10 protein-coding genes are annotated in these 13,873 nt (G+C 64.9%); 6 read left to right on the forward strand and 4 right to left on the reverse strand.

All coding sequences use genetic code 11. The features are described from left to right. From AC16HO_RS09865 to AC16HO_RS09890, 6 genes are all read left to right on the forward strand, one after another. The coding region (locus tag AC16HO_RS09865; protein WP_484335420.1) for a helix-turn-helix domain-containing protein at positions 1 to 275 on the forward strand (275 nt) is incomplete at its 5' end. A 392-nt stretch (positions 276 to 667) separates the two neighbouring features. Next, positions 668 to 1,729, forward strand: a complete 1,062-nt coding sequence (locus AC16HO_RS09870) for a hypothetical protein (RefSeq protein ID WP_395643457.1) — start codon at positions 668 to 670, stop codon at positions 1,727 to 1,729. Positions 1,730 to 1,903: 174 nt separating this feature from the next. After that, entirely contained in the window at positions 1,904 to 2,863 is a 960-nt protein-coding gene (locus AC16HO_RS09875; protein WP_395643458.1) for an ABC transporter ATP-binding protein, read from the forward strand. Continuing rightward, positions 2,860 to 3,594: an ABC transporter permease subunit gene (locus AC16HO_RS09880; RefSeq protein ID WP_395643459.1), complete on the forward strand. Its 735-nt coding sequence runs from the start codon at positions 2,860 to 2,862 to the stop codon at positions 3,592 to 3,594. The genes AC16HO_RS09875 and AC16HO_RS09880 overlap by 4 nt, the downstream gene beginning before the upstream one ends. Positions 3,595 to 3,675: 81 nt before the next feature. Continuing rightward, complete coding sequence (locus tag AC16HO_RS09885; protein ID WP_395643460.1) at positions 3,676 to 5,547, forward strand: GldG family protein; 1,872 nt, start codon at positions 3,676 to 3,678, stop codon at positions 5,545 to 5,547. 11 nt (positions 5,548 to 5,558) lie between these two features. Then, complete coding sequence (locus AC16HO_RS09890) at positions 5,559 to 6,899, forward strand: DUF4340 domain-containing protein (protein ID WP_395643461.1); 1,341 nt, start codon at positions 5,559 to 5,561, stop codon at positions 6,897 to 6,899. Between the two features lie 53 nt (positions 6,900 to 6,952). On the opposite strand, the gene AC16HO_RS09895 is transcribed toward AC16HO_RS09890, so the two are convergent. The 4 genes from AC16HO_RS09895 to AC16HO_RS09910 are packed head-to-tail and all read right to left on the reverse strand — an operon-like array spanning position 6,953 to position 13,750. Further along, the gene (locus tag AC16HO_RS09895) at positions 6,953 to 8,761 is read right to left on the reverse strand and encodes an amidohydrolase family protein (protein ID WP_395643462.1); all 1,809 of its coding nucleotides are present in this window, start codon (positions 8,759 to 8,761) and stop codon (positions 6,953 to 6,955) included. A gap of 4 nt (positions 8,762 to 8,765) precedes the next feature. Further along, entirely contained in the window at positions 8,766 to 9,800 is a 1,035-nt protein-coding gene (locus AC16HO_RS09900) for a FecR family protein (protein ID WP_395643463.1), read from the reverse strand. Next, the gene (locus AC16HO_RS09905; RefSeq protein WP_395643464.1) at positions 9,784 to 10,374 is read right to left on the reverse strand and encodes an RNA polymerase sigma factor; all 591 of its coding nucleotides are present in this window, start codon (positions 10,372 to 10,374) and stop codon (positions 9,784 to 9,786) included. Before AC16HO_RS09905 ends, AC16HO_RS09900 begins: the two co-directional genes overlap by 17 nt. 19 nt (positions 10,375 to 10,393) lie before the next feature. Beyond that, a complete protein-coding gene (locus tag AC16HO_RS09910) occupies positions 10,394 to 13,750 on the reverse strand; it encodes a TonB-dependent receptor (RefSeq protein ID WP_395643465.1) in 3,357 nt (1,118 codons plus the stop codon). Positions 13,751 to 13,873 lie beyond the last annotated feature (123 nt).

The following is a 13,873-nucleotide window of genomic DNA, read 5'->3' on the forward strand; positions in this document are numbered from 1 at the left end:
CACTGGTCGCGCCGGTGGTCACCCAGCGGCTGCTCTCGGGTCTGGAGCGCATGCAGAACGATTTCGTCAGCCTCGAACGCCCGGATCCGCTGACCGACCGCGAGACCGAGATCCTGCGCCTGATGGCCGGCGGTTACAGCAACAAGGAAATCGCCAATTCGCTGACCGTGGCCGAGGGTACGGTGAAGAACCACGTTTCCAACATCCTGTCCAAGCTCGGCGTTCGCGACCGCACGCGCGCGGTGCTGAAAGCCTTCGAAATCGGCATCGTTTGACATATTCGCGATGCGCTGCAACAACGTGCTCGGTGCCTGCATGTGCCGCGCGATCGGCGTTCGAGGCTCGCTGCGGTAAACGTGGTGCTGCTTTGTGCGTGCCGACGCTGGCACGCATCGTTCGGGCCGGTTTCGCCGTCCTGCGGCACTCCTGCGCAGCACGTGCCGCAACCGTTTGCCGTACCCCGCGGCTGAAAGCCGGTGTTGCAAACAATTGCTGCGGTTGCCGTAGCCATTGCCGGGATTTACAAGTAACATTCGGGCGGTGCCCGGGCTGGATGCAGGCGGTTGGGGAACTCCTGATCTCGAGAACCGTGCATCCGGGTGTTTGTCGTGCGGGCGTGCCGAAATCGTGACGCAGCCTGCCGGTTCCAATTCTGGAGAGAGATAGGATGATTCGCCTGCTTGAGATTTTCGTTGCCCTCATCATCGTCGCTATCCTCGCGGTGGTCTTCGCGATTGCGTTGCCGAATCATCGGCATATCGACAAGCAGAAGGTGTATTCCGCGCCGGTGCGCCAGATTTACGACGTGTTGGACGGTTACCGCACCTATCCTTCGTGGCCGGCGCCGCTGCGCGCGTTCGATCCCAAGGTGCGCTTCGACTTCCAGGGCCCGGAAAGCGGTTCGGGAGCCAAGCTCAACTGGACCGGCTCGGCCGACGCCAAGCTCGGCAACGGCGGCTTCACGATCATTCCCGACCCGGTGCAGGACAAGCAGGTGCGCTGGGCGCTCGAAAACAACTGGAAGGGCACGGGCAAGACGCTCACCTGGGACCTCGAGCCGGCCGAGAACGGCAAGACGGTCAAGGTCACGCTGGGCTACGACGTCGACTACGGCTGGGATCTGCTCGCGCGCTACAGCGGGCTGTACGTCGGCGGCCAACCGTCGGCACTGATCGAGTTGCATCTCGACGACCTCGAGAAATTCCTCGCCACCGTGCCGAACGTCGACTACAAGGATACGGCGTTCGAACTCAAGGATGTCGCCGCACGCCCGATCCTCTATGTTTCGACAACGGCCAAGCGCTCGCTCGACGAAGTCGCCGACGCGACCGACAAGGCGCTCACCGCGATCAACGCCGACATCAAGAAAAACAAGCTCACGCAGACCGGTCCGCGCATCACGGTCACCTCGAACTGGGGCGACGAGAACTACGACTTCGACATCGCCGTGCCGGTGGAGAAGACCGATGACATCACGCCGGCCGACCCGGTCAAGGTCGGCACGACCTACGCGGGCAAGGTACTGACGACTTCGTTCACCGGCTCGCCGGCGCAGTTGCCGTTGACCCGTCTGCTGCTCAAGGCTTACGCGCTGACCCACGGTTATGCGTTCGACGACAGCGGCACCGGTCCGGGACGCTTCTACGACGAGCTGACCACGACCGACGCCAACGCAGCCGAGGACAACCAGTCCTTCACGGTGTCGCTGCCGGTCACGATCCAGCAGTAGGCACGACGGACAACGCAGCGCGGGCAGGGCGAACCTCTGCCCGCGCTGTGTCATTTCCGCAACCGGAAAACGCGCGGAACTTTTTCGCGTCGCCGCGGTATTTCTGTCGCAGCCGTGAGCAAACGGCTGCTGTTTCCCAAAGGGAAAATTCGGCTACCACTTCGGACTACGCGCATGATCGAAACCCGGCAATTGAGCAAGCGCTACGGGGAGTTCCCGGCCGTAGACGCCATCACCTTCAAGGTCGAGCCCGGCCAGGTGCTCGGCTTCCTCGGCCCCAACGGCGCCGGCAAGTCGACGACGATGAAGATGATCGCCGGCTTCCTCAATCCCACCGCGGGTAGCGCCAGCGTCTGCGGCCACGACGTCGTCGACGACGCCCTCGCGGCCAAACGCCTCACCGGCTACCTGCCCGAAGGCGCGCCGAGCTACGGCGAGATGACCCCGCGCCAGTTCCTCCATTTCGTCGCCGAGGCGCGTGGCCTGCGCGGCGGCCAACGCGCGCAGCGCGTCGACGAAGTGATCGAGCGCCTGCACCTTCATGGCGTGCTCGAGCAGCCGATCGAAACCTTGTCGAAAGGCTTCAAGCGCCGCGTCGGTCTGGCCCAGACGCTGGTCCACGATCCGGCGGTGCTGATCCTCGACGAACCAACCGACGGCCTTGATCCGAACCAGAAGTTCGAGGTGCGCAACCTGATCAACACGATGGCCAAGGACAAGACCATCATTGTCTCCACCCACATACTCGAGGAAGTGCAGGCGGTGTGCACGCGCGCCGTCATCATCGCGCGCGGGAAAATCCTCGCGGATGCGACGCCGGCCGAACTCGAGGCCAGGTCGCGCTACCACCAGGCGGTGTCGCTGACGACGACGAACCTCGCCGGCGCGAAGGACGTGCTCTCACGCGTGGCTGACGTTGCCGCGGTCGAGTACGACAAGATCACCCAGCGCCTGACCGCGATCCCGAAGCCGGGCCGCCTGATCTTCGGTCCGATCAGCGAGCTGCTGAAGGCACAGGGCATTCCGGTCAGCGAACTGCAACTCGAATCCGGGCGCATGGACGAGGTGTTCCGCACGATCACGCATGGCGATCTCGGTGAGGACCTGGCCGAGCCGCGGGAGACCTTCGCATGAGCAACATTCTCACCGTGTTCAAGCGCGAGCTGGCGAGCTATTTCGCGACGCCGGTGGCCTACGTGTTCATCGTTATCTTCCTGTTGCTGGCAGGTGCGTTCACGTTCTATATCGGCGGGTTCTACGAGCGGGGTCAGGCTGACCTGCTGCCGTTCTTCAACTTCCATCCCTGGCTGTACCTGTTCCTCGTGCCGGCGGTGGCGATGCGCCTGTGGTCCGAGGAGCGCAAGAGCGGCACGATCGAGCTGCTGCTGACCCTGCCGATGACGATGTGGCAGGCGGTGGTCGGAAAATTCCTCGCGGCATGGGCGTTCATCGGCATCGCGCTGGCGTTGACGTTTCCGATCTGGCTCACGGTCAACTATCTCGGTTCGCCCGACAATGGCGTGATCTTCGCCAGCTACCTCGGCAGCTTTCTCATGGCCGGCGCGTTTCTCGCCATCGGCTCGTGCATCTCGGCGTGCACGCGCAACCAGGTCGTGGCCTTCATCCTGACCGTGGTGGTCTGTTTCCTGTTCCTGCTCGCAGGCTTTCCGCTGGTGCTGAACTTCTTCAGTTCGTGGGCGCCGCAGGGGCTGGTCGATGCGGTTTCCGGGTTGAGCTTCCTCAGCCATTTCTCCGCGATCGCCAAGGGCGTGATCGACCTGCGCGACCTCGTCTACTTCGGCCTGACGATCGCGTTCTGGTTGTACGCGAGCGCGGTCGTGATCGACCTGAAGAAAGCCGATTGAATTGACAAGTGCGGCCAGGGCTGGCCGCTTTCCGACCTTCGCGTTCAGGGACGAACGCATGGACAAACACGAGAGACTCCCATGCCGGGAAATCGCAAGTTGATGACAATGGGCGCGCTGGCCATCCTCGCCGTGCTGTTCGTCGCCGTGATCCTGATCAGCAATACCTTGTTCCGCGGCGCGCGCCTGGACCTGACCGAGAACCATTTGTATACCTTGTCGCAAGGTACGAAGAACATACTTTCCTCGATTGATGAGCCGGTGAATCTTACCCTGTACTTCTCCGACAAGGCCGCCGCGGAAAGTACCAATCCCGACGCGGCCGCGCTGCGCAACTACGCTCCGCGCGTGCGCGAGCTGCTCGCCGAAATGGCCGCCCGCGCCGGCGGCAAGCTGCGCGTGCAGACGATCGACCCGCTGCCGTTCTCCGAGGACGAAGACCGCGCGACCACGCTCGGTCTGCAGGCGCTGCCGTGGGGGCAGGGCGGCGGCAATATCTTCCTCGGCATCGTCGGTACGAATTCGACCAACGGCAAGTCGGTGATGCCGATCGCGAATCCGAACAAGGAAACCTTCCTCGAATACGACGTGGCCAAGATGATCCACGAGCTGTCGATGACGAAGAAACCCGCGGTCGGCCTGATCTCCGGCCTGCCGATGGGCGCCGGCTTCGATGCGCAGACGCGGCAGATGCGCCAGCCGTGGGCGATCCAGTCGCAGCTCGAGCAGATGTTCGACCTGCGCACGCTGACGCCCGCGTCGGTGAAGGCGATCGACAAGGACATCAACGTGCTCGTCGTCGTCCAGCCGAAGAATCTGCCGGACGACGCGCAGTATGCGATCGACCAGTTCGTGCTGCGCGGCGGGCACCTGCTCGTCTTCGTCGATCCGCTGGCCGAGAGCGACGACTCCGGCGCCGATCCGAACAACCCACAGGCGGCGCTGCTGGCCGACCGTTCCTCCGACCTGCCGAAGCTGTTCAAGGCCTGGGGTATCGACTACTCACCGTCGAAGATCGTGCTTGACCGCGAGCACGCGCTGCAGGTGTCCTCGCCGCAGGGCCAGCCGATCCGCCATCCGGCGATCCTCGGCTTCAATCAGCGCGATCTCAATCCGACCGACATTACCACCGCGCAGCTGCAGAACATCAATGTTTCGACCGCCGGCTTCTTCCAGCTGGCCAAGGATTCGAAGAACAAGCTGACGCCACTGATCCAGACCAGCGCCGATGCGACAACCGTGCCGGCCGATCGGGTCAAGTTCCTGCCGGACCCTAGCCAGTTGCTCGTCGATTACAAGCCCGGTGGCCAGCCGCTGGTCGTCGCCGCGCGCCTCGAAGGCAAATTCGCCAGCGCGTTCCCCGAGCGCAGGGAGGCAGGGCATCTGGCCGAGGCGAAGGATGCCGGCGAGATCATCCTCGTGGCCGATACCGACATCCTCAGCAACCGGCTCTGGGTGCAGGTGCAGGCGTTCTTCGGCCAGCAGGTGATGAACGCGTTTGCCAACAACGGCGACTTCGTCGTCAACGCGGTCGACAACCTCGGCGGCTCCTCCGATCTGATTTCGATTCGCGGCCGCGCGACGTCGCAGCGCCCGTTCAGCACGGTCGACAACATGCGCCGCGCCGCCGAGGAAAGCTTCCGCGGCAAGGAGCACGAGCTGCAGCAGCGCCTGTCCGATACCGAGCGCAAGCTCACCGAACTGCAGAGCGGCAAGAGCAAGGAGAACGAGATGATCCTCTCGCCCGAGCAGAAGGCCGAGCTGACGAAATTCCAGGCGCAGAAGATCGCGATCCGCAAGGAACTGCGCCAGGTGCGGCGCAGCCTCGACGATCGCATCGAGGCGCTGGGCACGCGCCTGAAGCTGATCAACATCGGCCTGATGCCGTTGCTGATCACCCTGTTTGCACTGGGTTTCGCCTGGTTCAAGCGTCAGCGCCGCAAGACTGCCTGAGATAGCGACCGATGAACGCGAAAACACTATCCGCACTGGCCATCGCCACCGCCGTCGCGCTGGTCGCGGCGATCTGGATCCATTCGGCCAACGCGCCGGTGAGCGAGGAATCAGCCAAGGACAAGCCGTTGCTGCCGGGCCTGCGCGACCAACTCAACAAGGTCGACGCATTCACCGTGGTCGGTGCTGGTGACAAGGCACTGGTTACGCTGCAGCGCAGCGGCGAGGGCTGGCAGGTCGCGCAACGCGCCAATTATCCGGCCGACGTGGCCAAGCTGCGCGAATATCTGTACAAGCTCGCCGACGCCAGGGTGCTCGATACGAAGACGGCCAGCCCCAAGCACTACGCCGAGCTTGGCGTCGAGGATGTTTCGATTGAGAAGTGCGGCCCGGGAAGGTCGTTTCCGGATTCTCGCGATCAGGCGGGCGCGCAAGAATGCGACCCGGCCGCGAAGAACGTGCTCGTCGCGATCGGCGGCGTGAACGCCGTGCCGAAGCTGATTGTCGGCTTGTACAACGGCAAGGGCGGAGGTGGCACCTTCGTGCGCCGCGAGGGCGAGGCGCAGAGCCTGCTCGCGAGCGGCACCTTGCTCGCGGACAACGATCCGGGCGCATGGATCCGCAAGGATGTGATCGACATCGACGCGGCAAGGATCAAGGAAGTGACGCTGACAAGCAGCGAAGGCAAGCCGCTGCGCATCTACAAGGAGCAGGCTGGCGATGCCAACTTCAAGATCGCCGACCTGCCGAAGGGCAGGGAGCCCGCTTCCGACTTCGCTGCCAACGGATTGGCTTCGGGCCTTTCGAATCTGCGCGCTGACGACGTCGCCGCGGCCAGGGACGTGCCTGCGCCTGAGAAAATTTTCCATGCACGTTACCTCACCTTCGATGGCCGCATCGTCGACGTGAGCGCCTGGGAGACCGACGCCAAGGCGCGCGCGCAGTTCACGGTATCCAGTGACGCCGCGCAGCTCGAAGCCGATGTCGCCGCCGCCCAGGCCAGGGACAAGGCCGCCTACGAAACCGCCGTCGCGGCAGCCAGACTCAAGGTCGTTGAGGCCAAAGGTGATGATGCAGCGATCGCGAAGGCGCAAGCCGATGTCGTCAGGCCCGCCGCGCTGGTCGATCCGGCCAAGGATCGCGCCGAAAGACTGGCTGCGGCAAACAAGTCCGTCGAGGATCTGAACGACAGACTGCGCGGTTGGACCTTCACCGTGCCGCCGTATGTGTTTGCGAACTTCCACAAGAACATGGTCGAACTGCTGAAACCGATCGAGAGCGGAAAAAAACCCGCCGCAGGCAAGCAGAATGCCAAGCCCATGGCGCCGCTGCTGCTGCCGACACATTCCTGATGCGCGCACGCTGGCGGCGCGGGCATCGTGTTGTGGTGTCGCGTGCGTCCGGCTCAATAAAAGCGCAGGTTGTCGACTTCGAACCAGACTTTCTCACCTGGCGTGCCGCTGGCGCTCAGCACGACTTGCTGCACGTCGTCGCCCGACCAGCTTGTCGGCGGTGCTTCGCGTCCAAACGGCGCAAGCGACTGCAGCCGGGAAAATTCGATCGCGATGGATTGCCAGTGCGGCGCAAGTTCGATCGGCGCCGACCAACGCCGGCCATAGAGCCCGCGCAACTCGATGCGTTCGCTGCGGGCCGCACCGCGGATATCGAAACGGATACCGTGAAAAGCACGCAGATCCACGGGTGCTAGCGAACCGCGGCTCAGCGGAAAAACAACACCCGCATAGGCCTTTTTCTTGTGCGACAGACGCGCCTGCACCGACAAGGCGTGTCCCACGTCGTCGCGCGTCACGATTTCCGAGACTTGTACGCTGCGGTCGTTGCCGCCGTCGGCTTCGTCGGTGCGCAGTGTGTCGAGTTCGGTGCGTCCGTCGGTTCGTTCGAAGTTGTCGATCGCAGCGGCAATGCGCAACGGCGGAAGCGCGGTCTGCGCGTTGCCAGGCGGTAGCCGTGTGCCCGGACCGAAGACCTGCCGGCCGCCGATGTAAACGCGCTCGATGTGGTGGACGTCGCCGATCGTTTGCCAAGGTGCGCCGCCGATCAGCACGAGGTCGGCGCGCTTTCCGACTGCGATTGTTCCGCGATCATCCAGCCCGAGCGCGGCGGCATTGGCGGACGTGGCCGCGCGCAGCGCATCACTCGGCGTCAGGTCTGCCTGCACGAGCAATTCGAGTTCGTGCAGGGTGGCCCTGCCATGCGGCGTGCCGGGCATGCCGGCATCGGTGCCGACCAGAATCGGTATGCCGGCGGCATGCAACGTGCCGACATTGGCAAGCGCCGTGGCGAAATTGCGCCGCCGCTGGGCCACGCGTTTGTCCGCTGGATCGGTGGCTGCGCGACCCATCGGTACAGGCTCGTAAACCGCAAGCGTGGGCGCGATGCGCGTGCCGTGTTCGCGCATCAGCGCGATCAACTCGGCGTCCACCGGCGCATCGAGCAAGCTGTGCGCGATGGCGTCGACCCCGGCGCGGGCTGCTTGTTTGCCGCGTTCGAGCGTGACGGTGTGTGTCAACACCTTGAGCCCTTTCGAGTGCGCTTCCGCGACCAGCGCGGCGAGCGTGTCCTCACCCATGCTCACGTTGTCGGGATCATTGCGATACCGCCAGCCGTCGGTGAACGCCTTGATCAGATCGGGCTGATACGCAGCGACTTCGTCGACTGCTGCGCGTGCCGCAGCGGGCGAGTTCACCCACTTCGTCGTCGCCTCGTCGGCCCAGTCGGCGCCGTGACCGAGCGGTGTCGAAATGCGTGCGGCGAAGCGAACATCCGGCGCGGCGATCGTCGCCAGCCACGCACGGCGCGGCGCGTAGGCTTCCGGCGCCTCGTGGAAATCGTTGACGGTAGTGACGCCGGCAGCGATATACGCGTTGGCAATCTGTGGCAGCGTGTTTGGCGAGCCGGTCGGGCTCCAGTGCGTATGCACGTCGATCAGGCCGGGCAGCAGCGCGGCGCCCTTCGCATCAATGCGCTGCACACCGCGCGGCGCCTTCAGCCCGCTGCCGACCGCAGCGATATGGCCGTTTTCGATCAGCACGCTGCCGGGGAACGGCGCGCGTTCGGTACCGTCGAAAATCATGGCGTTGCCGATCAGGATGGCATCGCCCGTTGCGGCGGCCGCGGGCGGGGCGGCTGAGCAGGAAAGGATCAGCCATGCGGCGAGGGAAACCAGCGCCAGCGCGCGATGAATGCGAAACATGGGACTACCTCTCTTGCTGGATCTCGGCGCCGGTACGGGAAGAAGTGGGAGCGATGGCCTTGGCCGAGAGCATGGCCTCGAACAAATGCACGCCGTCGCCGCGCTGCTCGGCGATGAGGTCGAGGCTTTTCGCGATGCTGTGCGCGAAGCCGACCGGATCGTTGGCCGAATACAGGCCGACGACGCGGCGCTGTGCCAGGGTTGGCTGGTCGATGACGATGCGCGTATCGCTGTAGCGCGCGAACTCGTCGGCAGCGTACTGCAAGGTGTCACCGTTGAACGCGAGCATGCCGTCTCGCCAGGCGAGCCGGCGAGCGACGTTCTCTTGCGACAGCGGTTCGACTTCGATTGCGCGGCCCTTGCGCGCCGAGGCGCGGAAGTTAGCGGGCAATCGCGCGGGCTGCGCGATTGCGCCGATTTCAGCCACATCGACGATGCCTTCGCGCACGAGCACGTCGGTTTCGTCCTCGCCGCGGTTAGCGAGCGAGACCTGGAAGCTCGTGCCGACTGCGGTTACCTGCGTGCCGTGCGCCTCTACGATGAATGGCAGCGCGTGGTGCTTGGCGACGTCGAACACGGCGGCGCCGCGCAACAGGCGCACGCCGCGCCGTGTCGTGCCGTAGGCGACGTCGACCGCAGAGTCGGAGTCGAGCGTGATCGTTGAACCGTCAGACAGCGGCACGCGCAGCACTTCGCCCTTGTGCGTCGCATACCCGGTGCCGGAGCGCGTCGCGTGGTAGGCGCCGAAGGCAACGACAAGAATACCTGCGGCAAGTGCAACGCCGAGGCCGAGCCGGCGCAACGGGCGTCGCGGTCCGTGGTGGTTCGCCGGTGCGCGCACGCTGCTGCTCAACGCAGCGAGCCGATTCGTGCGCGCGTATACCGCGCGCGCGCGAGCGTAGGCGCCGAAGTGGCGTGCATCGGCGCGCAGCCAGGCGTCGCGCTCGACAATCTCGGTCGGATCGAGCGAGGCGCGGTCCTCGCGCGCCACCCAGTCGGCGGCGCGCTCGTCGATGTGCGGATCAGAAGGTGTCTGCATGACGTTGGGCTCCCTTGCCGCGTCGCGCTGATGTCGTACGGGCATCGTTCGCGATGGCGGTTTTCATCGATTCCATCAGCAGGCGGATACCACGCCCGATGTGTTTTTCCACAGTGTTCTCGCTGAGCCGCATGCGCGTGGCGATTTCCTGCTGGGTCATGCCTTCGACCCGGCGCAGGGTGAACGCCTCGCGGCATTGTTCGGGCAACTGTTCGATGAGCCGGCAGACGAGGCGCAGTTCCTGTTGCGACGACGCGATGCGCTCCGGCGTCGCGGCTTCGTCGGCGATGTCCATGCGCTCGATTTCGGACCAGGTCTCGATCGCGACGATGCGCGCGCGTCGCATCGCCTGCAGCATGACCGACTGCGCGGCCGTGTGCAGATATGCACGCGGCTCGCGGATGTGGCCGACGTCGGGCAGCGCGGCGAGCAGGGCGTAGACCTCCTGCACCACGTCGTCGACGTCCTCCCGCGCGGCGCCGCGGCGAATCAGCCACGCGCGCAGGTCCGGCTCGTGCGGCAGCACGTGCCGGGCGAGCCAGTCGGCGCGATCGTGACTGACGGTGACGTTCATGCGGTTCTGTGCGAGCTTGTCAAAAACCCTTGTTCAAGGTCACGTAAAAATAGCGCGGATACGGTTGATATACCGACGACTTGTAACCGAACAAGTCGGACGACACCGGTGGCCGGCGACCGCGCAGGTTGTTGACGCCGAATTTCACCGAGGTGCGCGAGAGCAGGTCGCTGCGCGCGTCGCCGAAGTCGTAGCGCGCGAACACGTTAGTATACAGCGCGGAGTCGACTTCCCAATCGCGGCCGTTGCTGTCGATCAGACCGGTGTCGTCGAACGAGCTTACCCAGCGCAGGTTGACGCCGGCGCTTAGCGGACCCTTGTTCCAGAGGAGGTTGCCGGTCCATTTGGTCCTAGGTTTGCCGCCTTGGCCGATCAGATCGCCGCCGCCGGTGATCGTGGTGCCGGCATTGATCGTACCCGCCGCGCGCGCGGCGAGCAGGGCGGCGATCTCGGGCGAGGGTGAGCGGTAGAACTCGATCAGACGCGTGCCGTTGAGCGACAGGTCGAACTGGCCGATTCCGGTCTCGGGCGACTTCCAGCTCAGTGCGAAATCGATGCCGCGCACGGTCTGCGGCTGCAGGTTGACATACTTGTCGAGCACGTAGAGCACCTTGCCCGCGGGCGCAAGGCCGGTGCCGGCGTAGCGCGCGATGTCGTCCGCGTTCGGTGCGGCACGGATCACGTTCGGATTGGTCGTGCCCTGGACGCGGTCGAGGTAGTCGAGAATCAGCGCATTGCCTTCGCCGAACAGACCGATGATGCCGTCTTGCTGGTACCTGAAGTAATCGGCCGACATCGTCACGCGACCTGCGCGCTCGGGAAGGAATTGCGGCTGGTAGACGAAGCCCGCGCCGAAATTCTCCGACGTCTCCGGCTTGAGATCGGGATTGCCGGAACGGCGTGCCGAAGTCGAGAAACTCTCGTTGCAGTTCGCGAACGAGGTGATCGCGCCGTGGCGCAGATCGGCTTCGCACTGAATGTAGTCGACGCGCGTGTTCGAGCGCGTCACCACGGTGGCGTGTATCTGTTCCAGGTTGGGGGCGCGGAAGCCCTGCGCCCAGGACGTGCGAAAGCGCAGACCGTCGACGATCTGCCAGCCGAGCGCGATCTTCGGCTTGGCCACCGAGCCGAAGTCGCTGTAGTACTCCGCACGGCCGGCGAGCTGCAGGTCGAGCGAGCGCACGAGCGGCACGCTCATGTCGTTGCCGACCAGCGGCACCGAGAGCTCGCCGAACGCACTCGACACGCTGCGCGCGCCTTGCGTGCTCGGCGTCGGGCTGACGCCGAACAGGTCGCTCGGATAGGTGATGCCGGTGACCGAATTGGTGTAGGTGACCGTGCCGTTCACGCGCGGGTCGCGCTCGTCGTGCTGGGTTTCGCGGCGCGTCTCGGCGCCGAACGCGAAGCCGACGTCGCCGGCGCGCCAGCTGAAGAGATCCGGGCGCGACGCCTTGAAATCGAGCATCGTCAGCGAATCGGTGCTCTTGCGCACAGCCTTGATCCGGAAGGGGGCCGCCGCCGAGTCGGGATTCGTCGGCGAGAACGGGTTGTAGGCGTTCGGCGTCGAATCGGCAAGCGCGGCTTGCAGCAGGGTCGAACTGACCTGGTCCTGCACGTCGCGCACCGAGGCGCGCGACCAGGTCGCCGCACTTTCCCAGTCGAACCCGAACAGATTGCCGCGCAGGCCGGCGAGCAGGCGGTACTGGTCGTCGACGACATTGATCTGCGTCGGAAAGGCGAAGCGGTAGCTCGACATCGTGACAGGCAGGCCGTCAGCAGGGATGTTGAGGGCTGGCAAACGGTTCGGATTCGACGTGCCGTCAGACCGCATCGCCGCGCCGAACGGATTCCAGTAGTTCGATGCGGGAATTGTCACCGGCAGGGAGGAAATCGAATTGACCGGCGGCTGCAGCGAATCCGCGTTGGAGCGGTAGTAGCCGGTTTCGCTGAAGAAGCCGACACCGTTGTCGAAGTCGTATTTCGTGGTCAGGAACAGATTGAGGCGGCGCACGTCCGGCGATAGCGAAATCGGCCAGCGCGCCGCTGCATCCATGCGCGTGTCGCGATCCTTGCCGGCGGTCGCGAGCGTGCCGGTGCCGATGCAGGTACTGCCCGTGATCGCCACGGCGCAGCCGCCGTCGGCGGTGGGCTGGATATGGAACGAACCGGCGGCGCTCGTGACTGGCGTACCGTTCGATTTGATCGTCTTTGCGCTCGCGGGCGTGGCGAAGTTACCCCATTCGCTCGGCGTCATGCGGCCGTCGAGCACATTGACACCGGCGAAGCGCGTATCGGCGAAATCGAAGCGGCGGTCGAAGGTCGAGGTCCAGCCCTGGTCCTGCGAGTTGAGGCCGCTGGTGGTGTAGTAGCTGTAGGCGAGGGTAACGTTGCCGCTCTGGTTGGCGAAGTTCTTGCCGATCACGCCACTGAGCAAAGTGTCGTGCCAATCGGTGCCTTCGCCGACGCCGTGCTGGATCGAAACCTTGCCGCCGTCGACGTCGTCGCGCAGCACGTTGTTGACGACGCCGGCGACCGCGTCGGTTCCATAGATCGCGGCGGCGCCGTCGAGCAGTACTTCGACGCGGGCGAGGTTCTGCACGGGTATCGCGTTGGCGTTGTAGGTCAGCACGGGCACGAGCTGGTCGTCGGCCTGGCTGGTCGGATGCGTCACTGTGCGCCGACCGTTGATCAGCAGCAGCGTGTTGCCAACGCCGAGCCCGCGCAGGTTGACCGAGGCGACGTCGCCGCGCGCGATATTCGAGCTGTTGCCGAGCGTGCTCGGCGTGCCGAAGCTGATGTCGCCCATCTGCGGGATCGAACGGTAGAGATCGTCGCCCGAGACCGCGCCGGTGGTCTCGATCTGTTTGGCGTCCAGCGTCGCGATCGGCAGGATCGCGGCGGCGGCCGAGCCCTTGATCTGGGTGCCGACTACGGTGACTTCAGAAAGAGCACGGGGCTGTTTGTCCGGCTCAACCGGCGTTTGTGCGGTTGCGGGCGCGGGTGGCTGTGCCTGTGCCACCAGAATCGGCGCGCTTGCCAACGCCACGCGCATCGGCACCGCCGCACCGAGATTGATCGTACGGTCGTTCTCGGCCACGATGCTCAGGCCGCTGCCTGCGATCAGGCGTTCGAGCAGCGCATGCGGTTCGATCGAGCCCTTGTACGCGGGCACGCGAATGCCGCGTGGTTGCGCGGCGGGCGCGGTGATCTGGAGGCCGGCCTGGCGCGCAAACTCAGGCAGCACTTCTTCGATCGCCCCGCCCTTGAGGTCGAATTCGACGTCACGCGCGAACGCGCCGGTCGCGGGCAAGGTCAGGATCGTTGCAAGGCAGGCGCGGATCGCGCAGGTCGGCAAGGCCGGCTTGAATGAAGGCATGGATCTCCCCGGATGTGGTGCTACCCCGATGGCGCCGGCCCGTTGCGGAAGCGACGCTCTCCCGAAAACAAATGATGCGTGAGCGCCGGAGTTCCGCCACTCGGATGCAACAATTTACCAACG

It is taken from the genome of Rudaea sp. (assembly GCF_057139185.1).

Bases quoted from the DNA above. Each gene is read 5' to 3' on its own strand.
- AC16HO_RS09870 (WP_395643457.1), top strand. From the start codon at position 668: ATGATTCGCCTGCTTGAGATTTTCGTTGCCCTCATCATCGTCGCTATC.
- AC16HO_RS09875 (WP_395643458.1), top strand. From the start codon at position 1,904: ATGATCGAAACCCGGCAATTGAGCAAGCGCTACGGGGAGTTCCCGGCC.
- AC16HO_RS09880 (WP_395643459.1), top strand. From the start codon at position 2,860: ATGAGCAACATTCTCACCGTGTTCAAGCGCGAGCTGGCGAGCTATTTC.
- AC16HO_RS09885 (WP_395643460.1), top strand. From the start codon at position 3,676: ATGCCGGGAAATCGCAAGTTGATGACAATGGGCGCGCTGGCCATCCTC.
- AC16HO_RS09890 (WP_395643461.1), top strand. From the start codon at position 5,559: ATGAACGCGAAAACACTATCCGCACTGGCCATCGCCACCGCCGTCGCG.
- AC16HO_RS09895 (WP_395643462.1), bottom strand. From the start codon at position 8,761: ATGTTTCGCATTCATCGCGCGCTGGCGCTGGTTTCCCTCGCCGCATGG.
- AC16HO_RS09900 (WP_395643463.1), bottom strand. From the start codon at position 9,800: ATGCAGACACCTTCTGATCCGCACATCGACGAGCGCGCCGCCGACTGG.
- AC16HO_RS09905 (WP_395643464.1), bottom strand. From the start codon at position 10,374: ATGAACGTCACCGTCAGTCACGATCGCGCCGACTGGCTCGCCCGGCAC.
- AC16HO_RS09910 (WP_395643465.1), bottom strand. From the start codon at position 13,750: ATGCCTTCATTCAAGCCGGCCTTGCCGACCTGCGCGATCCGCGCCTGC.